Source organism: Paenibacillus sp. PK3_47, from assembly GCF_023520895.1.
Lineage (GTDB): Bacteria > Bacillota > Bacilli > Paenibacillales > Paenibacillaceae > Paenibacillus_AQ.
Genome location: NZ_CP026029.1, coordinates 1,530,242 through 1,550,069 on the forward strand (window position 1 = coordinate 1,530,242; position 19,828 = coordinate 1,550,069).

Annotated in this window: 19 protein-coding genes and 1 riboswitch; of the genes, 4 read left to right on the forward strand and 15 right to left on the reverse strand. The window is 52.5% G+C overall.

Annotated elements, in window-relative coordinates:
* The first annotated feature begins 76 nt into the window (after positions 1-76).
* Positions 77-325, forward strand: a complete 249-nt coding sequence (locus C2I18_RS06925) for a NifU family protein (RefSeq protein WP_249900528.1) — start codon at positions 77-79, stop codon at positions 323-325.
* A 150-nt stretch (positions 326-475) separates the two neighbouring features.
* On the opposite strand, the gene C2I18_RS06930 is transcribed toward C2I18_RS06925, so the two are convergent.
* The 13 genes from C2I18_RS06930 to C2I18_RS06990 all read right to left on the reverse strand — a co-directional run bounded on the left by C2I18_RS06930 (position 476) and on the right by C2I18_RS06990 (position 14,513).
* Positions 476-1,354 (reverse strand): MetQ/NlpA family ABC transporter substrate-binding protein, encoded by an 879-nt coding sequence (locus tag C2I18_RS06930; protein WP_249900529.1) that lies wholly within the window; start codon positions 1,352-1,354, stop codon positions 476-478.
* Between the two features lie 53 nt (positions 1,355-1,407).
* Positions 1,408-2,037, reverse strand: a complete 630-nt coding sequence (locus C2I18_RS06935) for a methionine ABC transporter permease (protein ID WP_481857921.1) — start codon at positions 2,035-2,037, stop codon at positions 1,408-1,410.
* 38 nt (positions 2,038-2,075) lie between these two features.
* Positions 2,076-3,092, reverse strand: a complete 1,017-nt coding sequence (locus tag C2I18_RS06940) for a methionine ABC transporter ATP-binding protein (RefSeq protein WP_249902027.1) — start codon at positions 3,090-3,092, stop codon at positions 2,076-2,078.
* 100 nt (positions 3,093-3,192) lie between these two features.
* Positions 3,193-3,333: riboswitch (SAM riboswitch) on the reverse strand.
* A 103-nt stretch (positions 3,334-3,436) separates the two neighbouring features.
* Positions 3,437-4,168 carry a Cthe_2314 family HEPN domain-containing protein gene (locus C2I18_RS06945; protein ID WP_249900531.1) on the reverse strand — a complete coding sequence of 244 codons (732 nt, stop codon included), beginning with the start codon at positions 4,166-4,168 and terminating at the stop codon, positions 3,437-3,439.
* Positions 4,169-4,239: 71 nt separating this feature from the next.
* A complete protein-coding gene (locus C2I18_RS06950) occupies positions 4,240-6,012 on the reverse strand; it encodes a UbiD family decarboxylase (RefSeq protein ID WP_249900532.1) in 1,773 nt (590 codons plus the stop codon).
* A 48-nt stretch (positions 6,013-6,060) separates the two neighbouring features.
* Positions 6,061-7,038, reverse strand: a complete 978-nt coding sequence (locus C2I18_RS06955; protein WP_481857922.1) for a COX15/CtaA family protein — start codon at positions 7,036-7,038, stop codon at positions 6,061-6,063.
* Positions 7,039-7,142: 104 nt separating this feature from the next.
* On the reverse strand, positions 7,143-7,487 hold the full coding sequence (locus C2I18_RS06960) for a thioredoxin family protein (RefSeq protein ID WP_249900533.1): 345 nt from the start codon (positions 7,485-7,487) through the stop codon (positions 7,143-7,145).
* 110 nt (positions 7,488-7,597) lie between these two features.
* Positions 7,598-9,223: a putative polysaccharide biosynthesis protein gene (locus C2I18_RS06965; RefSeq protein WP_249900534.1), complete on the reverse strand. Its 1,626-nt coding sequence runs from the start codon at positions 9,221-9,223 to the stop codon at positions 7,598-7,600.
* A gap of 26 nt (positions 9,224-9,249) precedes the next feature.
* Positions 9,250-9,735 (reverse strand): DUF456 domain-containing protein, encoded by a 486-nt coding sequence (locus tag C2I18_RS06970; RefSeq protein ID WP_249900535.1) that lies wholly within the window; start codon positions 9,733-9,735, stop codon positions 9,250-9,252.
* A gap of 34 nt (positions 9,736-9,769) precedes the next feature.
* On the reverse strand, positions 9,770-10,543 hold the full coding sequence (locus tag C2I18_RS06975) for a Cof-type HAD-IIB family hydrolase (protein ID WP_249902029.1): 774 nt from the start codon (positions 10,541-10,543) through the stop codon (positions 9,770-9,772).
* A 78-nt stretch (positions 10,544-10,621) separates the two neighbouring features.
* Positions 10,622-12,724 (reverse strand): peptidoglycan D,D-transpeptidase FtsI family protein, encoded by a 2,103-nt coding sequence (locus tag C2I18_RS06980; protein ID WP_249900536.1) that lies wholly within the window; start codon positions 12,722-12,724, stop codon positions 10,622-10,624.
* 142 nt (positions 12,725-12,866) lie between these two features.
* Positions 12,867-14,012 carry a transglutaminase domain-containing protein gene (locus tag C2I18_RS06985; protein WP_249900537.1) on the reverse strand — a complete coding sequence of 382 codons (1,146 nt, stop codon included), beginning with the start codon at positions 14,010-14,012 and terminating at the stop codon, positions 12,867-12,869.
* A 54-nt stretch (positions 14,013-14,066) separates the two neighbouring features.
* Positions 14,067-14,513: a hypothetical protein gene (locus tag C2I18_RS06990; protein ID WP_249902030.1), complete on the reverse strand. Its 447-nt coding sequence runs from the start codon at positions 14,511-14,513 to the stop codon at positions 14,067-14,069.
* A gap of 266 nt (positions 14,514-14,779) precedes the next feature.
* On the opposite strand from C2I18_RS06990, the gene C2I18_RS06995 reads away from it, so the two are divergent.
* Together C2I18_RS06995 and C2I18_RS07000 are read left to right on the forward strand one after the other, a co-directional pair.
* Entirely contained in the window at positions 14,780-15,958 is a 1,179-nt protein-coding gene (locus C2I18_RS06995; protein ID WP_249900538.1) for an MFS transporter, read from the forward strand.
* Positions 15,959-16,180: 222 nt separating this feature from the next.
* Positions 16,181-16,531, forward strand: a complete 351-nt coding sequence (locus tag C2I18_RS07000) for a DNA primase (protein ID WP_249900539.1) — start codon at positions 16,181-16,183, stop codon at positions 16,529-16,531.
* Between the two features lie 93 nt (positions 16,532-16,624).
* On the opposite strand, the gene C2I18_RS07005 is transcribed toward C2I18_RS07000, so the two are convergent.
* Positions 16,625-17,473, reverse strand: a complete 849-nt coding sequence (locus C2I18_RS07005) for a manganese catalase (RefSeq protein ID WP_249900540.1) — start codon at positions 17,471-17,473, stop codon at positions 16,625-16,627.
* Between the two features lie 270 nt (positions 17,474-17,743).
* Between C2I18_RS07005 and C2I18_RS07010 the strand changes: the two genes are divergently transcribed.
* Positions 17,744-18,094, forward strand: coding sequence for a DUF2512 family protein (locus C2I18_RS07010; RefSeq protein WP_249900541.1), 351 nt, complete (start codon positions 17,744-17,746; stop codon positions 18,092-18,094).
* 121 nt (positions 18,095-18,215) lie between these two features.
* Here C2I18_RS07010 and C2I18_RS07015 read toward each other — a convergent pair whose 3' ends face one another.
* Positions 18,216-19,766 carry a glycoside hydrolase family 30 protein gene (locus C2I18_RS07015; protein WP_249900542.1) on the reverse strand — a complete coding sequence of 517 codons (1,551 nt, stop codon included), beginning with the start codon at positions 19,764-19,766 and terminating at the stop codon, positions 18,216-18,218.
* Positions 19,767-19,828 lie beyond the last annotated feature (62 nt).

The following is a 19,828-nucleotide window of genomic DNA, read 5'->3' on the forward strand; positions in this document are numbered from 1 at the left end:
CTCCCTATTCTGTCCTAACCATTTTATTTTTTAACTTTTTGTACTATAATGAACTTACGAAAGGAGTGATTGAGAAATGAGTGAGAATGCACAAAGCACCACGATGTACGATGAGGTACTTGAAGTGCTCGATAAACTTCGTCCGTTCCTGCAGCGCGATGGCGGTGACGTGGAACTGATCGATGTTGAAGACGGCATTGTCAAGTTGAAGCTTATGGGTGCCTGCGGCAGTTGCCCGAGCTCCACGATCACGCTGAAAGCCGGGATCGAACGCGCCCTTGTTGAAGAAGTAGAAGGCGTTGAAGAAGTCGTTCAAGTATTCTAATCCCGTTCTATAACCGTCCCGTCTCTTCCGTTAAGGAAGAGCGGGATTTTTTATATTATAGAGGATTTCACTGAGGGTAACAACTGCTGAACACAAAAACCCCGGCATCCCAAATGGGCAGGCCGGGGTTTTGCATTATGGATATTGTTCTTAGAATGCCGGGATGATCGAACCTTGGTATTCCTCTTCAATGAAAGCCTTGGCTTCAGGAGAGTTCAGTGCTGCAGCCAGCTTCTGGATCGCATCGGAATCCTTGTTGTCAGGACGGGCTACCAGCAGGTTGGCGTAAGGGGAATCTGCACCTTCGATGAACAAAGCGTCTTTGGTTGGAACAAGATCAGCTTCAAGCGCAAAGTTGGTGTTGATCAGGGCCAGATCCACTTCATCCAGCTGGCGCGGCAGCATAGCTGCATCCAGTTCGATGATTTCCAGGTTCTTAGGATTTTCAGTGATATCAGCTTTGGTGGAAGTGATGTTCGTGTCGTCTTTCAAAGTGATCAGGCCGTTCTTGGCAAGCAGGATCAGCGCGCGGCCGCCGTTAGTGGCATCGTTCGGGATCGCAACCTTTGCACCGTCAGCCAGCTCGTCAACGGATTTAATTTTTTTGGAATAGGCACCGAAAGGTTCAACATGAACAGGAACTACAGATACAAGGTCAGAACCGTTCTTGCTGTTCTGGTCATCCAGGTAAGGCTGGTGCTGGAAGAAGTTCGCATCAAGCGCCTTCTCGGAAAGCTGTGTATTCGGCAAGATGTAGTCCGTGAATTCTTTGATTTCGAGCGTGATGCCTTGTGCTTCAAGCAGCGGCTTGATTGCGTTCAGGATTTGCGCGTGCGGTACAGGAGATGCTCCAACCACCAGTGTTACCGGTTCTGCAGCCGGTTCGGTTGTTGGCTCTGCAGAAGCATCTGCAGCAGGTGCATTGGTTGCAGCGGAATTCGCCGCATTATTAGTGGTGTTATTGTTGCCGCAAGCTGCCAGCACCAGCACCAAGGTCAAGCTGAAGAATGTAAGCAGTACTTTTTTCATCTGTAAATCCCCCTCCAATAAATTGTATGAATAAGGCTATATATGGTTGTACCTTATTTCCGTGTGAAATATCTGACCAGTCTGTCCCCGGCCATCTGCAGCAGCTGTACCAGGATAACCATCAGAATGACCGAGATAATCATGACTTCCTTCTCATAACGGTAGTAGCCGTAACGGATCGCCAGGTCGCCAAGTCCGCCGCCGCCGATCATTCCCGACATCGCTGTATAGGATACCAGGGTGACTAAAGTAATGGTCACTCCGGCCAACAGACCCGGACGAGCCTCTGGCAGCAGCACCCGCATCACAATCTGGCCCGCAGACGCTCCCATTCCCTGAGCGGCTTCGATAACCCCGCGGTCTACCTCACGCAGCGCCGTTTCCACCAGTCTGGCAAAAAAGGGTGCAGCCCCGATGACAAGCGCCGGAATGGTTCCCAGCACACCTATGGAGGTCCCCATAATTGTCTTGCTCAGAGGAATCAGTGCCACCATCAAAATGAGAAACGGAACAGAGCGCAGGATATTAACTAGCAGTGATAATACCGAGTAAATACCTCTGATAACAATGTTATTTGATCTTCCCCATAAATATAACACAATTCCGAGTGGTAAACCAAGAATAATTGTGAATATTCCTGAATAAGTTAACATTTGAAGCGTAGCGACCGTTGCATCAAGCATTTCTTCCCAGTTAATATCGTTAAAATTCAAACCGCCCACTAGGAAATCACCTCCACATCAAGCCCTTGTGCAGTCAGCTCCGCAATGGTTGCCTCAACTGCTTCAAGCGGTCCCTCAAACCGGACGATCAGCTGGCCGTATGGCACATCCTTGATCGTCGAAATGGTTCCCTGCAGGATGGCAAAATTGACGCCTGTACCGCGTGCCACATGCGATAATGTGGACTCGTACGTTTTTTGTCCGAGGAAGGTAATTTTGACGGCTTTATTGAACTCCCCGTTCACCGCTTCTATTGCCGTACGCAGCGGCCCCTCATTCTGTGTCTCGCTGCGGATGAATTCCTTCGTAATTTCATGCTGCGGCTTCAGGAACACCTTGGCCACTTCACCCTGTTCAACAATGCCTCCGCCATGAATGACGGCAACGCGGTCACAAATGCTCTGAATGACATGCATCTCGTGGGTAATCAGGACGATGGTCAGGTGGAACTTCTTGTTAATATCCAGCAGCAGGCGCAGAATGGAATCCGTCGTCTGCGGATCCAGCGCCGAGGTCGCTTCGTCACAGAGCAGCACATCCGGATCACTGGCCAGCGCCCGGGCCACCCCCACGCGCTGTTTCTGCCCGCCGGACAGCTGGGCCGGATATTTATTGCGGTGCTGTTCCAGGCCGACAAGCGCCAGCAGATCCTTCACCTTATGTTCGATCTCCGCCTTGGAGGTCCCCATCAGCCGGAGCGGAAAGGCAATATTGTCATATACCGTTGCCGAAGACAGCAGATTAAAATGCTGAAAGATCATCCCGATCTTACGGCGTTTTTCCTGCAGCTGCCCCTGACTGAGCGATGTAAGCTCCACACCGTCCACCCATACCTCGCCCTCTGTCGGACGTTCCAGCAGGTTAATGCAGCGGATCAGCGTACTTTTGCCTGCACCCGAATGGCCGATAACGCCAAAAATCTCACCCTTCTTAATGGACAGATTCAGTCCGGAGAGTGCTGTGGCAGCCTTGCTGCCCTTTCCGTATACCTTGGTCAATCCTTTCAGCTCTATCAATTCCCGTCCCCACTCCTTCATAACAATCCTGATATCCAAAAAAGACCCCTCACGATCGATTGCAGATCGCAAGAGGCCCTGTGCGTGTATTTACAATGCCTTCTCATCTGCCAAAGACCGCAAACCCTGCGGCATTGTAGGAATTAGCACCATGACATTCATGCAGAACACGTGACCGTGCTGTACACAAATCGGTTGCCGGGCTTCATCGGGCCTATCCCTCCGCCGCTCTCGATAAGAAAAATATGAAGTTAGCTTTTGATTTCATGTAAGCAGCTAATGCAAGCCTAAGTATAGATAGTTTCAGGATTTTTGTCAAAGGTAACTTTTAGCGGGGTAACCAGTCATTTCTCCGCCTGCCGGCCTGCTGTATTGCGGTGCCACTGCTCATTGCTGTACCTGAAGGCCACGTTCAATGTTTGGCACACCATTTCCAGTCCCTGCTTCAAATCCTCCAGATGGCTGTCCAGATCCTCAAGCCGGATTTTGTCATGCAGTCCCTGGTGTCTTTGCCATAGATCATCCTGCATTTCCGAATTCATATAATGAACCTCGGCATTGCGGCGTTTACGCAGGTTTTCCAGCGGCTCCCGGTAAGAATCCTTGATCCGCTCCAGCTCCTCAGCCAGCGGAGCATGCACCTTAAGCAGCTGAAACTGCCGCAGCACCGTAAAATATGAAAAATGCGCTTTGACCCTGGAAGTATTCAGATCATACAGGCTGTTCAGCACCGTACCCAGCTTGTCCAGCAGCGAGAACACTCGGATAAAGCCGTTTTTGTAAAAATAGACATATCTGGCGTACTCCCCTTGTTCCTTTACCGACATATCATCCATATACCCGGCGACAACCGACCTGCGGTAAAAGGCTGCGGCGAACCAGCTCTGCTCCAGTTCATCCAGTGAAGAGATCAGCCCGCGTGTCCATATCTCCAGCTTACGGTATTCGTGGTCATGGTCTTCATGAGCATTCATCTCTTTGCGCAGCATGGATGCGGCCTCTGCCATATTGTCCATGGCTTCCGCCAGCACACCGCTGTTCTCGCGGGGCGGTTCTCCAAGTAATATCCGCAGCATGATTGCCCTCCTCAAAGTGTAATGCAGTAAATCCGGCTCCGGAAGAATCGGTTAATTTTGCGAAAGGTATGCTATACGCCGGGAAAATATTGCTTCCAGTTCTGTTCCACTTTTTGCACAATATCTTCAGACGGATGCAGCTCTTCAGGATCATTTGGTTTTCTTCGTGCATCAATCACAATGGGCAGCTTATAGCTGATATGATGGCGGTTCACTTCCGATGCGGCATAAATATGATCCGCCGGATGGAGGCGGCTGAATACGGACCATAAAAAAGATGTCTGTGAAGCAGCACATTCAGCAGCGTTATCGGCCAGGATGACCAGCGGCCACGCCGTCTCCTTCTCACGCAGTGCAGTAATCAGGCGCCGGGCAAGCTCCGGATCTTCTTCATAGGATGCACCGGAAACGGCCAAACATCCGCCGCAATAGGGAATTGCATCAGTAATGCCTGGAAGTCCCCCTTCATCGTAGCTGCGGGGAAGCTCACGGACAGGAAGCCCTACCCCCATGATAATCCCCTTACTGCCAAGACTAGGCTTCGGGGAGCTGTCATCCGGAAGATCAGGAGACATATTGTCCAGCACAAGCAGATCTGTGGCCGGATCGAAGCGCTCAAGCACGGTCTCCAGCAGTTTCGGGAAATCGCCGAGATCAACCGGTTCACTGGTCAGCAGCAGCAGCTTGCTTAAAGACAGTTGGCCTTCTCCAAGAATCCGGAAGGCGGATACCAGCGCTTCACGCGAATAGCTTTCCCGTACAACAGCTGAGACAAGGGCATTTGTCCCTGCTTCGGTATAACTCCACAGGGCTCTGACTGACGGCATAAGCAGGGGATAGGCCGGAGCCATGAGCCGCTGGATAAATTCCCCCAGATAGTAGTCCTCCTGGCGCGGCTTGCCGGCAATCGTTGCCGGATAAATCGCATCCTTCCGGTGCCACATCCGCTGCACATGCATCACCGGAAGATGACGCTGTCCGGAATAATACCCGGAACGCATCCCGAACGGCCCCTCAGTGCGCCGCTCCAGCGGCGGAACCAGTCCGCGGATGGCAAATTCCGCTTCAGCAGGGATCCGGTGGCCTCCCAGAGGATCATCCACCATCGGCAGCCGCCCGCCCATGACGAACGAGGCCATCAGCAGCTCCGGGAGCCTTTCGGGCAGCGGTGCTACTGCCGCTGCGGTCAGCGCCGGCGGGCCGCCGATAAATACCGATACCGGCAGGGCTTCACCAAGAAGCTCTGCTTCACGGTAATGAAAGCTGCCGCCTTTATGATTGTGCCAGTGTATACCAGTAACGCTGTCGTCATGAAGCTGAACCCGGTACATGCCAAGATTATGGTTCTGGGGATTGGTTATACTCTCCGTATAGACAAGAGGGAGGGGAATCGCGGATCCGTTGTCCTTATGCCAGCTTGTAATACGGGGAAGTCCCCTGAGCGGGTCAACGCTGTGGCAGACGCCAAGTACTGGTGCCTCACCCTGGGGTACATTACGGACGCCAACCTTCAGCATATCGAAAAAGAGCCCCTTTTCCTTCCAGATTCCGGATGCCGTCGGCGGCAGCATCGACTCCACCGCTCCCGCGAGCGACTTCATCAGCTGCTCCGGGCGTGTTCCAAATACCTGATTCACCCTGCGGACAGATCCGAACAGATTGGTCGCTACAGGAAAAGCAGTTCCTTTTACCGAGGTAAACAATAAGGCCGGACCTTCCTCCTGTACGACGCGCCGGTGAATTTCCGCCAGCTCCAGATGGGGATCCACCGGGGTATCAATTACCGCAAGATCTTTGTCTTTTCTCAGCTGCTCGATCCATTGACGCAAATTACCATATGCCACTTTATTGTTCCTCCTAACAACAGAGCTGACTCCGGAGTATGACCGGATTTATTCATCAGAGCTGGCAAGGCTGACGGAGGATACCGTAAGTCCTGCAGCTTGTGTCTCTGTTCTGCTCATCTGCCATACGCGAACACTCATATAGCACAGGACGCCGAACAATCCGGCAATCAGTACGATATGGGATAAGGCAGCAAATATGTACAATCGTTCGTTATACAGTGTGTGGACTACGGCCGCGCCGCTAAGCACCTGCATCAGACAGAGCAGTACCGCAGCAAGCCCCAGTGCCCTCAGTTCAGGAAGATTTTTATGTCTCCAGAAAGCCAGATGTCCAAGCACAGCCACCAGCACGAACAGCAGCGCTGCAGCAATCCGGTGAACAAATACGACAGCGACGCCGCCCGACAGCTCCGGTATAAACTCACCGTTGCAGAGCGGCCAGCCGGAGCATCCGCCCTGTGAATCGGTGTGGCTGACATACGCTCCAATATACACGACAACATAGGAATAAAGAGCCGTAATCCAGGTCAGGTTGCGGAAGCTTCTGCTTACCGTATAATTACCGGCTGCAGGATCTGAATCTGCCGATTCCCGCCTTTTCGCTCCAAGCGCCAGCATGACCGAGCTTGCAAAAGCGATTAATGAAAAGCCCATATGCAGCGCCATGACCGCAGCAGACTGCGGTTTCGTTACCGCAAGCGCTCCCATTCCGCCCTGCACGACAACAAAAATAAGCGTCAGCAGCGCATAGGCAAGCAAGTCCTTCCGCTCTCTGGCGTAACGCCAGAAGGCATACATGGAAGCCAGGGACAACAAACCCGCCAGTCCGCTGAACAAGCGGTGTGTGTACTCAATCATGGAGCCTACTGTATAAGCCGGGATCAGTTTTCCATGGCAGAGCGGCCATTCATTTCCGCATTCCAGTCCGGAGCCGGTTTTGGTTACTACAGCGCCTCCAAGCAAAGCAAGAAACATAATAAGGCAAGTGACATAGCTGAGCCGCTTCAATTGATTCATCGTCAATGTGATCACCCGCATTTCCATAGGAATGAAATGGAGAATATGCTGCCCGATTTAAAAAAACACCGCTTTTGCTCTGACAGGGCGAAAGCGGTGCAGCAACTTCATTACTTGTGAATGCTCTGATATACCTCAAGCGCCGTATTCAGGAAATTTTCGATTTCCTCACGCGACTTGCGCAGCTTGTTGACGAACCGGACCAGCTCCCGTCCGTCACTGTAAGCAACGAAGCTCGGGATACCAAGAATATTCTGTTCCTGGCTGACATCTCCTACCGCATCCACATCCACTTCAACCAGCGTGAGCCGGCCGTCGTATTTCTGTTCAACATCCGGCATAAACGGATCTATAAATTTGCAGTCGACACACCAGTCCGCCTTAAACACCGCTACGGTCAGCCGCGGAGATTGAATCGCCACCTGAAACTCGGCAGGGGAAGTAATTTTATCCATCAAACATCCAGTCCTTTCTAATTCTTACTGTGGAAAGCCTTGCTATAAGTGAAGCAAAATGTGCTTAATAAGTCAATCAAAAGAAGAAAATTAAGACAAACATCACAGCCTTATTCGTGTGTACGAACCCTTGCAGGCTGCAGCTTCATCAGCGGGTTCAGAAGCTTCTGCAGGGCACGCGGATAACCGGCAATTTCCTGGCGGGTAATCACACCCAGAACGATCAGCAGGACAAGGTAGATCACAACCACTGCAGCCCCGACAACCAGGCATGTAATCAGGAACGCAAGACGATCAGGCATGAGACGGGTCAGTATAATTCCGGCTTCGTTCAGACCGTATCCGATTCCGCCGGAGGCCAGAACCGCAACGGCAAATCCGCTCCAGCGTCTGCCCATAATCTCAAAAGACACAATGGATTTCAGCATGCGCAGGTTCAGATAAGTAATGACGAGGAAGCAGAGCGCTGTCGCTCCGATAATGCCGTAGATCCCGAAGATTCTGCTGAACAGGAGGCTGCCCGCCAGCTTCACCAGGATTCCCGCAAACACATAATACATGGAGATACGTGATTTCCCCATACCCAGCAGGATGGAGTTGGTGGTCATCATCGTAATCTGAAAGATCGCCCCGAAGGTAAGCATCGCAATAATCCCGCTTCCGTCCAGACTGCTGAACAAAAGACCGTTAACAGAATATGACGCAGCAACCAGCGCGAGAACAATCGGAGTACCGGTAAGAATCGAGATCCGCAGCGCCAGGGTAACCTGGCGTTTCAGATGCTGCTCGTCCTTCCGCGCAAAGGCGGCAGAAATAATCGGAATCAGCGAAGTACTAAGGGCAATCGATAGTACAGGCGGTATGCCTGCCACACTCTGTGCCCGGCTGCCGAAAATCCCCAAAGCCCGGGTCGCTTCCTCTATTCCCAGCTGTCCGCTAAGCAGCGGCACGATCAGGGAGGTATCAATAAAGTTAACAACCGGCACAGTGACCGAAGACAGCACGATCGGGATCGATAATTTGAAAATATCTTTATAAATACCGAGCAGCGGCAGTCTGGCTGCACTGCTGTCATACAGCGCCGCCTTCTCTTCCGTCCGGCGCATCCGGGCCGCGTAATACAGCATGATTGCGAAAGCCCCCACGCTGCCGAACACGCTGCCGAAGGAAGCTCCTGCAGCCATCCAGGTATTATCATACCCTTGGCGGAGCAGGATATAAGCTAACAGGATTGCGGTGGATACCCGGGCGATCTGCTCGACAATCTGCGAGATGCCCCCGGCCATCATGTTGTTGCGTCCCTGGAAATACCCGCGCATCATGGCGATGGCAGGGAACAGCAACAGCGCCGGAGCAATGGCCCGGATAGCCAGCGTGCTCTCGGGAACCTTGGCATATGCCGCATAATAAGGAGCGCCTATGTACAGGATGGTGCTCATCAGCACCCCGACAATGGCGGCAAAGATCAGTGCCGCCCGGTAGATCTGCTGCGCCTCATGCGGCCGGTTAAGCGCATAACGCTCGGAGACCATTTTGCTGAGCGTACTCGGAATTCCGGCTGTAGCGAGAGGCAGCAGCATCAGATATACCGTATTGGCCTGTGTAAAGGATGCGTTGCCGATATCATTGAATAAATGCTCCAGCGGCACCCGCTGGGCCAGCCCCAGCACGCGGGCCACGAGCGCCGCTGCAGCCAGAATGAGTGTACCTTTGATAAAAGACTCTTTCTTGGACAAACCGTTTCGCCTTCTTCGCTGTTAATTTAATTCACGCTGATCCAGATAAAGAAAAGAACGACCATGGCAATCTGCAGCACGATTTTGACAACAGTACTGCTGAATAGTCCAAGCAATGAACCGAAGCTTACCTTCACCGCTTTGCCTGGCTGGGAACCTGCAATCAGTTCACCTACAAAGGCACCGATAAATGGACCCAGAATCAGGCCAAACGCCGGAATCACGAATGGACCGATAATGATGCCGATCGTACTGCCGATGACCGAAGCGCTTGAGCCGCCGAATTTCTTGACTCCCCACGCGCCGACGACATAGTCGGCAACAAACAGAACCACAACAATCAGCGTCTGGATAATCCAGAACCACACGCCGAAGGATTCGAACGAAAAGAACCATCCATATACAAAAAAAGCCAGATATATCGCCAGGGCACCGGGCAGAATCGGATACACCGCCCCGGCTAGCCCTACCGCAAATAAAGCAATAATTAGTATCCAACCCAGGATCGCCAATGGCCTCAACCTCCATCGTTATAAAAGCTGATTTTTATTTGCCGGAATGCTCAGCAGGAGCCTCAGCATCACTTAAAATATACTTTTGAATCACTTCTGCGATACCGTCCTCATTATTGGAGGAGACTACAGCATCCGCTTCCTGCTTCACGGTCTCCTGGGCATTGCCCATCGCTACCCCAAAGCCGCACTGCTGAATTGCCGCCAGATCATTCAGACTGTCCCCTACGGCAACCACCTGGGACATATCAAGCCCCAGCAGCTTGCAGACTTCACGGATGCCGGAGGCCTTATTGACGCCAAGCGGGTTAATCTCCAGATTCGTCGGTGATGAATTCGTAATCTCAAGGCCGCCCAGATCCTGAAGCAGCATCAGCAGCTTATGGCGAATTTCATCATCTTCTGTGGAATAACCGAATTTCAGCCATTCCCTCCCCTGGATGTCACCATCCCAGTTGTGCTTGTTGTACACTTCATCTACAGAATACGCCCAATACCAGATCCCCAGCTCCTGGGCAATATCGTACATCTTCTGGACGAGCACCGGGTCCATCAGCGACCGGCGGTACAGCTCATGAGGCGCACGCCAGACTTCGCTGCCGTTCACCATAATCATCGGAGTCTTAAGGCCAAGCTGCTCAGCGTAAGGCATCGCACTGCGCGAAGCGCGACCCGTGGACAGGCAGACGTGCACCCCGGCATCGATCGCTTTTTTGATCCATTCCACAGTTTTGGGTGTAATCAGCTGTTCATCATTCAGTAAGGTTCCATCCATATCCAGTGCAAGCAGGCGGTATTTGGCAGCCATGTGCCACCCCTCCATTCTCACAGCCCCCTATATTTATAGAGGGCTGCATTTTAGTTGTATTATTCCTTTTATTCCAAGTTAGTCGTTAGCTGCTGTATCAGCATTTTCACCATCAGCATTCGCCGCTTTTTCCAGCGACTTCTTCGGAACGCCATCCAGACCGTATTCATAATCGTATGCGTCAAAAATCTTCCGTGCAACCGGAGCCGCACTGTTGGAACCAAAGCCGCCTTCCGGAATAACAACGGCTACAGCCAGCTTCGGATTCTCGCGCGGGGCAAAAGCAATAAAGACCCCGTTATCACGGTTTTTATTTTTGCGGTCTGTCTGTTGCGAGGTTCCTGTTTTGCGGGCAAAATCATACGGGAAATCAGAGAAGGCACTGACATCACTGTTCATGCCCTTAATCACTTCTTTCCAGTAGGAATCCTTGAAGGTAGTTACTTCATCCAGCACTTCGCGTCCAAACTGCTTCACCACATTTCCGTTCTGGTCGGTGATTTTGCTGACGAGCTGCGGTTTGATGCGAACACCTTTATTCGCCAGAGTTGACGTATACTGGGCAAGCTGCAGTACAGTGTATCTCCCCTGCTGGCCGAACGAAGCATATACAAGCGCCGCCTGGGCACTGCCCGCTGCCTTCGTATCCGTATAGTTGATCTGGCCCAAATATTCGTTAGGCAGACCGCTCTGGGTGGAGACGCCAAGACCAAATTCCTTCATATAAGTATCCCAGATCTTGATCCCCTCATCCCGGTACTGCTCATACAGCTTCTCTCCGACCATATCTACCATAAACGCATTGGACGATTTCTCAATCGCCCGGGCCGGATCCATGGCACCATACACGTGACCGGAAGAGTTACGTACAGAGGCATTGTCGTTTTTACCGAAATATGCAATCCCTTTGTCGTTATAAACAGTTGATGTAGTGAAAAAGCCTTCATTCAGTCCAATCAGTACGGTCAGGGGTTTAATGGTCGATCCCAGCAGAACGGTTGAGCCGAATTCATTACCGGACATTCCGGAGGAATACGGCGTAATGGTCCCGTTCTGATAGTTACCCATAATCTTGTTCCATACCTCACTGTCCAGCTTCTCCGCCGTCCATACATTCGTATCATAGTCAGGCATGCTGGCCATGGCCACGATGTTTCCGGTATCCACTTCCATGGCTACAGCATAGCCGGTAAGGGCATCCCTGTGTGTCTGGCCTTGAACAGGATGCGTATGCAGCCAGTCAATCTGATCAAGGATGGCCTGTTCGGTCTTGAGCTGTACGTTCTTGTCAATGGTCATCCAGACGTCATTGCCCTTCACAGGAGGAACAACGTCTTCAATTTTCTCGGCCATGTTCTGCGGGTTGACGGAAATGACCTGATATCCGTTTTTACCGCGCAGCTCGCGCTGATACTGGAGCTCCAGGCCGTCGAAGCCGACAAATTCATCATCTTTATAGCTTAGGCCGGGATCGGCATCGATCTTCTTCATCGCATTCTGAATATTCTTGTAAATATTAAGGGTGCTGGATGATTTGAACGGCTTAATGTAGCCTACCGTCTGCACAGCTACAGTGTCTTTGTCATAATGCCTGTTGCTCTCCTCGACAATTTCAAGCCCGGGGTACTCGCTCTTATGTTCCATAAAATAAGCCACTTCACGGGTAGTCAAATCCGTCTTGATCCGGCGGGCCATAAAACCGGAATACTTTCTGAAGTATAAGTCCAGCGAATCAATAATGTCCTCTTGTGTCAGCTTTGCGGCATTCGGATCACCGTATGTGTTAAAATCTTCAACCAGCTTTGCCGCCAGCTCGTTCGATTTGGCCTCTGCCTCCGGAGAAAGCACCGTCTTCCCGGTTTCCTTATCGGTGACCTTTGCCGTATATTCTTTGGTAAGTGTAATGTACAGCGAATTCACAGCTGACGAATAAGCAATTTCCTCCCCGCCCGCTGCCCGGATCGATCCTCTGATGGCGGCAAGCGGCACATTTTTGGTGTCACGGCTGGTTTCCACCTCGGTCAGCGTAGGGCCTTCGACAAACTGCAGCACAGCAAGCCGGATAATAATGACACAGAAGATCACAAACGTGCTGAAGAAAAACACATTTATCCGCAGGCCGAGAGTGCTCTTGCTGCTGGTTTCTTCTGTGTTTGAGGCCTGCTTACGGAAAAAACTCAAAGTTTTTCACTCCTTTACATCTAAAAAATAACCTGTTGTCCAGCAGTGGACTCCGGCACAACGGTCAGGCTGACTCAGGGTACAATAACGGCATTTGCTCTGCAGATATTGTACCATATAACCTGAGCCTCCTGCCTCCATATCAAAGTATGCTTTCTTTAATGTGGGTTTTATCGAAATCCTTGGAATTGAACCAGTCTCCGCTGCCCGCCCAGGTGGAATCCAGCGGTATCCAGGCCTGCCGCTCAGCGATATAGACTTCATTCCAGGCATGCGAACCATATCCGCCCTGGCCGTCATACCCCAGGCCGGTCACCACGCGCACCTGGAGTCCCTGGGACCGCGCCATCACTGCATACAAACGGGCATAATCAATGCATACGCCAAGCTTGGTATCAAAGGTATCCTGCGGGGTCTGCTCATGCCAGATCCCGTTCTGCACGTAGTTCTCCGCTTTACTGTAATCATAATCAACCCGTGAGCCGATCCAGTCGTACAGAAGCCTCGCCTTCTGCTCATCACTTCCGGCTTGTCCGGCAATATCCGCGGCAGCACCTGTAATATCAGAGGAGACTTCGCGGTCAATAACCTCATATCTCCGGCGCAGGATATCATTCATCTCCGCAGTTACCGCTTTGGTCAGTACCGGCAGCCTGCTCCGGACTTGTTCACCGGCCAGCGGCTCAAATACCGCATCCGCACTCTGACGGTAGATCGGAGAGGATTCCACATACCGGCTGAAGCCGCTGCCCGGATTCAGACCTACGCTGATGTAAAGGACAAACACCACCACCAGTCCGCGCACCAGTCCTGCAGCCGTCCCGATTAAAGCTCCGGATAACCTGCTCGCCAGTGTAATCTTCCTGCCGTGGGGTTTCACCTGACGGCTGGGCATGCGCAGCGGCATCAGCATGAACAGCAGTCCAAGCACCATGCGGATGGCACCATAGGATAATCCCAGCAGCAGCAAAAACCGCACCAGCGGCGAATCCGCCAGAACGGATACAAAAGTGTAATAAAGCTGCTGCCACTGGTTCAGCTGAATATCGGGCGGTACAACACCGCCGGCCCAGCTTTCTGCGCGGGGGGACAGATAAAAGGCGGCAGGCAGGGATAAAGCCAGTGAGGCTATTGTAAGCAGGCCCGTACCCAGCAGGCCGAACAGCCCTCCGGCCGCCCGGCTGAAGCCTTTTCTCCAGCCCTGCAGCAGTGAGAACAAGACGATCAGCAGAAGGAGAATGGAGACGACATTAGCCTCGCTAAGACTATCCAAACACTTGTTCAGCATGTCTGGCCCTCCTTTGTCTGCGTAATCATGCCGGCTGAATGTGTAACAGTTATATTAATTCGCGGTCCCGTGCTTCCGGGCCTCGTCGATAAATGTTTTGGTTGTATCGGTAACACTCCATTTCCCAAGACTCACTCCGCGGAAAATCACTTCTACTTTATCCTCACCCGCTGCACCCTTGACTTCCAGATTCGGAGTGGTGATCGTAAAAGTACCGTCACCGCCGGAGGTATATTTTGCTTCCTTCGCTTCCTTCAGCATAACTTCCTGTGCTTCGCTCTTCAGCGTGTTGACCGTACCGTCAGCCACTTTATTAACAGCGTCTCCAATCTGGTCCATCGTAACCCCGCTGTAGATGAACAGCCCCGCTACGATTACAATGACAATCGCCCATTTCAGCACGGTCTTAACCAGATTCACCACAGCAAACAGCAGGACAAGCGCTATAACGATAACGAGCCAATTCTCTCTAATAAATTGTGACCACACTGCCGGATCCATCAATTTCACAACACCCCTATTCAAATTCATCGCCCCGGAAGCCTTGTCCCGGGACATTTCATTACTATTCATTATTATACATGAATGCTCCTTATAATTCATGGGAACGCCGCCGGCATTACAGCTGCCAATAAATTGGTATAAGCCCATGCCTGTTCACGTAGAGTACAAGTAGGCCTGTATTATTCGTATGAGCCGGATAAAAAGCTTAAGATGCCCGCCTGCGCCTGGAGCGCAGTGACCGGCCCTTCCCGGAGGTGTTATCTGTGAAAACTGCACTGTGGCTGTATCTGTTTTTATTCCTGGCATTTTTTGATCTGCATGCCCAGTATCCTATTCTTACGCCTTTTGCGATGTCACTGGGCGCAGGGCCGGCTTTTATCGGCTGGATGATGGGGATGTATTCCCTGACCCACCTTCCCGGCAATCTGCTGGCAGGGGTACTGGTGGACCGCAACGGCAGCCGGCGCTACATTGTGTTCAGCCTTACCGTGGCAGGGGTCATCCTGCTGCTGCAGGCCCATGCCCAGCTCCCCTGGCACCTGCTGCTGCTGCGCGCAGCCAGCGGATTCGCGCTGGCCTTTCTCTCCCCGGCCTGCATGACACTGCTGGCTTCGCTCTCTTCCAATCCCGCGGTCCAGGGCAAATACATGTCCGGCCACGGCATCATCCACACCCTGGCCTCCGTTGTATCCCCTGCTGCCGGCGCCTATATTGTGCATCAGGCCGGTTACTCCGGCACCTTCAGCACACTCGGCTGGCTGCTGATTGCCACCGGGGTGATGGCCTTCTTCAGTGTTCCGAAGCATGCCGGTTCAGCACTGCCTGCTGCAGATGCCCCCGCTGTGCCTGAGCCGCAGGCCGCTGCCAAACCTTTGCGGGAGAGCCTGCCGTTCACCAAACGGTATTATCTGCTGCCTTTTTTCGTCTCCTGCTCCCAGGGGGTCCTGTTCTTTGAGCTGCCTCTGTCACAGGGCAAGGACGGGATGGTCTCGACCGGCATCCTCCTGTCCCTGTTGAGCCTCGGGGCACTGCTCACCCTCAGCCTGCTCTTTCTGAACCGGCTGTCGCCGGGAATCCGCATTGCCGCAGCAGTGCTGGGCATGGCCCTCTGCTTCTTCACACTTGCGGCTTTCCGCAGCATACCTGCCGGAGCGGTTCTGTTCGTGCTGGGTGCCGCCAAAGGCGTGCTGTTCCCGGCGATGGCCTCACTCTTCATCAGTCTGGGAAGCGGCGGGCGCATGGGCCGGACCTTTTCCCTGCAGTCGATCGCCATGTCTCTCGGCGCCTTTGCCGGTCCGGTGGTCGCAGGACAGCTGCGCGACTCCATTTCCCCTTATTTTATTGCTTTTCTCCTGCTGATGACTGCACTGCTGCTTTTGCCGCCCAAAGACCCGCAGAGCCGCACGGCCTATCTCCCCGGCTGGAACAGCCCTGCAGCCTGATACTGTTTCGTCTTAAAGATCATGCAATCACCCGGCTGGTCAAGTCGGGTGATTATTTCTTTTTACGACATTTCCCGGGGAATGAAGGTTCATCGCCTCCAGACTCTGTTAAAAATGATGAACGTTAGGTACAATATGAGCAGGAATAGCAATACACCTTATATATGCTAGAGGCAGAACAACCCGCCAGCACACACTTATACTGACAGGGGGCGACAGAATATGTCCATTACCATCATTGTCGAAGGCAAAAATGACCGCAGCCGCTTGCGGCGTCTGCTGACGCCTGAGGTTGACATTCTTTGCACCTTCGGAACGCTCAATACGCTCAAACTGGATACCCTGCGCCGCAAAATTGGCGATGACGACGTTTATTTATATCTCGATAATGACAGCTCAGGCAAAAAAATCCGCGGTATTCTGCGCGATGCTTTTCCGGATGCCGTTCATATCTATACAAGAAGGGGATATGCCGGAGTGGAAGGCACTCCTGACGAGTATAATATTACCCAGCTCGAAAAAGCAGGACTGGAAGAGTACATTGTCTACCCGCAGCCGTTCCCGTTCTATTAATATAGGCGTCAAAATATATGTATCAAAAAAGGCTCCCCATACAGCGGCACTCATTGCTGCCTGCTGTATGGGGAGCCTGTTATTTTACGGCAATTAAGCTTTGCCTTTATTCACCACATACGGTCCAGTACCCGGTACCGAGTGCTGATGATCCGCCGGAGTGTTCAGCACCGGAACGCCGCCCATCGCTTGCGGCTTCGGTACATATTCGAAATTGCCCGTACCATCCGGCAGCGGGCCGTTGGCCCAGGCTCCCAGGCTGCTCTCTTCACCAGCCGAGAAGTTCATGAATTGGCGTGTCGCCGGTTCCACGGTCAGCTCACGCGGGAAGGATGCCGGAGCGATCGGACCGTCGATGGCCTCAATTTCTTCAATCGCAGCCAGCCACTGGTTCTGGTGCAGAATATCCCGGGAGATCATGAACTGCAGCATGTCACGCACGCCGGGATCTGTAGTTTGTTCATACAGGCGGACCACCTGAAGCAGGCCCTGTGATTCCGCGTTCAGATTGGCACGGAAATCAGCCAGCAAATGTCCGCTGGAGACAATGTAACGGCTGTTCCAAGGGAAGCCGTTGCTGTCTGTAGGCGCAGCGCCAAGGCCCGATACAATGGCATGCTGCGGATTCATGCCGCCAAGTACAGAGGCGATAAGCGGGTCTTTGGCCGCTTCATCCACCTGGTCTGCAGGCGCCCCGTCCAACAGCTGCGCAATCATGGTACACAACATTTCCACGTGACCAATCTCCTCAGTCCCGATGTCGAGCAGCATATCGCGGTACTTCTGTTCAGCACGGCAGTTGAAGCCCTGGAACAAATACTGCATCATTACCGACATTTCACCGAACTGTCCGCCAAGCACCTCCTGCAGCTTTCTGGCGTAGACCGGGTCCGGCTTTTCAGGCTTTGCACGAAATTGAAGTTCTTTGATGTGAAAAAACATTATGGTTTCCTCCTTCATCATGTAGGTTACGTGTTGCGTTCCTCTATGTCTTACCCCTGCCAGTTCTTGGTCAATCACCCCCGGAGCAGTCAAAAAACTTTCTCTTTACCTGGCTTCACTGCGCTGAATGGTGCATTAATGAAAGAAAAAAAGGAGATTATTTAAAGGGGGCCGCAAAAAAAATCAATGCCGTTAAATGACGTTTACCGGAGGAAATAGAGGGTTATAACATATCCAGAAGACAATTCAACCACGAAAGGGGCAACAAAGATGGAAAAGCTGATCGTTAAACTGCTTGTGCACGGTGTTATGATTACAGCTCTTCTGGTGGCGCTGTCAAATGCGACAGTAGGTTACGCATTGCTCGCAGCTCTGGGCATCGGGATTGTAGCTTATCTGCTGGGTGATCTTGTCATTCTCCCGAAAACCAATAACATTATTGCCACTGTATCGGATGCTGTGCTGGTCTTTCTGAGTCTGTGGGTCATCAGAGAGGCCGCGGAGTGGACACTTTCATTCGGCGACATGCTGATTATTACGCTGCTGGCAGGGGTGTTCGAATACTTCTTCCACATCTGGCTGCTTCGTGATCATGATCCGGTCAGAAAACAAAGAGCGTAAGAACAGATCGACTGATACAGGTATACTGCTGCAACTGGCAGTATTTCCGACACGGCAAAAGCCATTGCCTGCGCATGTTACGCAGATAATGGCTTTTTTGGCGTCATATTCATTCACGTGCTTAATCCTGCTCTGTATCCCATTTGAAGGTTGCGGCCGCACGGGCCGGGAGTGTGAAGGTATACATGCGATTTTCCCACTGCACCTTGAACGTCCGGTTCTCATCCCAGGTATTCAGTGCGATCAGTACGAGCGAATGATCGGGATTACGGAAGGCAACATTCTCGATCCCGTCATTCTGCGACGAGCCGATCCGGACTGCACCGGGATCGACGAACCTGCTGGCATGTCCCAGAGCATAATACTCCACATTCCGGGAATAGCCTTTCTCCTCTCCGCCGTCTACTGTTACGACCCCGCGGCAATTCCGGCATCCCCCGTTCTGCGGCCCTCCTTCAGAGTCAAGGGCAAGATTCCACAGCAGGACGGTCTTCGCCCAGTTGCGCGGCCCGCCGATGATCAGCTTTGACATCAGCCAGCCCAAATTGCCGCCGAAATCCTCGCTCCATGCGCCTCCGCTGCATTCCGTTACATAAATAGCTTTATCGGGATAAGCTTCGTGCACCCTGCTCATCGCTTCAGGCGAGCCCGCATAACAATGATAGGCCGTACCGTCAGTGTAGTCATTGGCCTGTGAATTCCCCAGCACACTATCGACATAGCTTTCTGCGATATCCCAATTATGGTCGAATGCCACAATTTTAGTGGTGATTCCGTTTCTGCTGAACTCCGGTCCAAGGTAATCTCCGATGAACCTGGCCTGTTCCTCCGCTCCCATGCTCATACTGGGGTAGTCCGGTGTCGTAAATTCCGGTTCGTTCTGCACGGTCACCGCATAAACGGGAATTCCCAAGGCCTCATAGGCTTTAATATAGCGTGCCAAATACTGTGCATAAGCGGAATATACGCGCGGCTCGGCATAGTTCAAATACCACCCGCCAAAAATCTGCTCACCGTATTTCATCCAGGGCGGAGCAGTCCAGGGCGTCCCCATCACTTTAACGTAATTGTTCACGCTAATAATACGCTGAAGCAGTCCTGTCACATCCCCGTCTTTGGCGACGGAAAACCGCTCCAGCCCGTAATCCTCCCCGGACTCTAAATCATCATAGGTGTAGCTCGCAGGATTGCCTTCGGCGTCCACCGAAAAGTCAGAAGCGCCGATAGAGTGGCGGACAAACGTCAGGCGTATCCCCTGCTGTGTAAACAGGTCCTTCAAGAGGTCATCACGCTGTGCAGCGGACATCCGCTTATTGATCAGAAACGCGGAGGAGCCGGTAACAGATGCGCCAAAGCCGTCCATTGTCTGATACTCCTCTTCCGGATTCACCGAAATTACAGGCAGCTCAGCAGAGGACTGTCCCGGCTCACTGTCTCCTTGCCCCGAATCAGCACCGCCGGCAGACCCTTCCGTAAAAAAGAACGGCTCCCCGGGAGCAAGCAGGCTGGACTGGTCCGCTGTGGTCACCCAAGCCTGCACTTGTACCGGGGCCGGGGGCTTCTTATCAGGCTCTCCCGGCTGATACATGAATCCGAACAGTTCTACTGCGGCCGCCGCTGTCAGCACGACTGCGACAGCGGCGGCCGGCAGCAGCAGCTTCCGTCTGCGCATATCCGGATACCTCCTTTGTTATTTTGTAAGAAAAGAAGCCGGGGGTTCCACCCCCCGGCTCC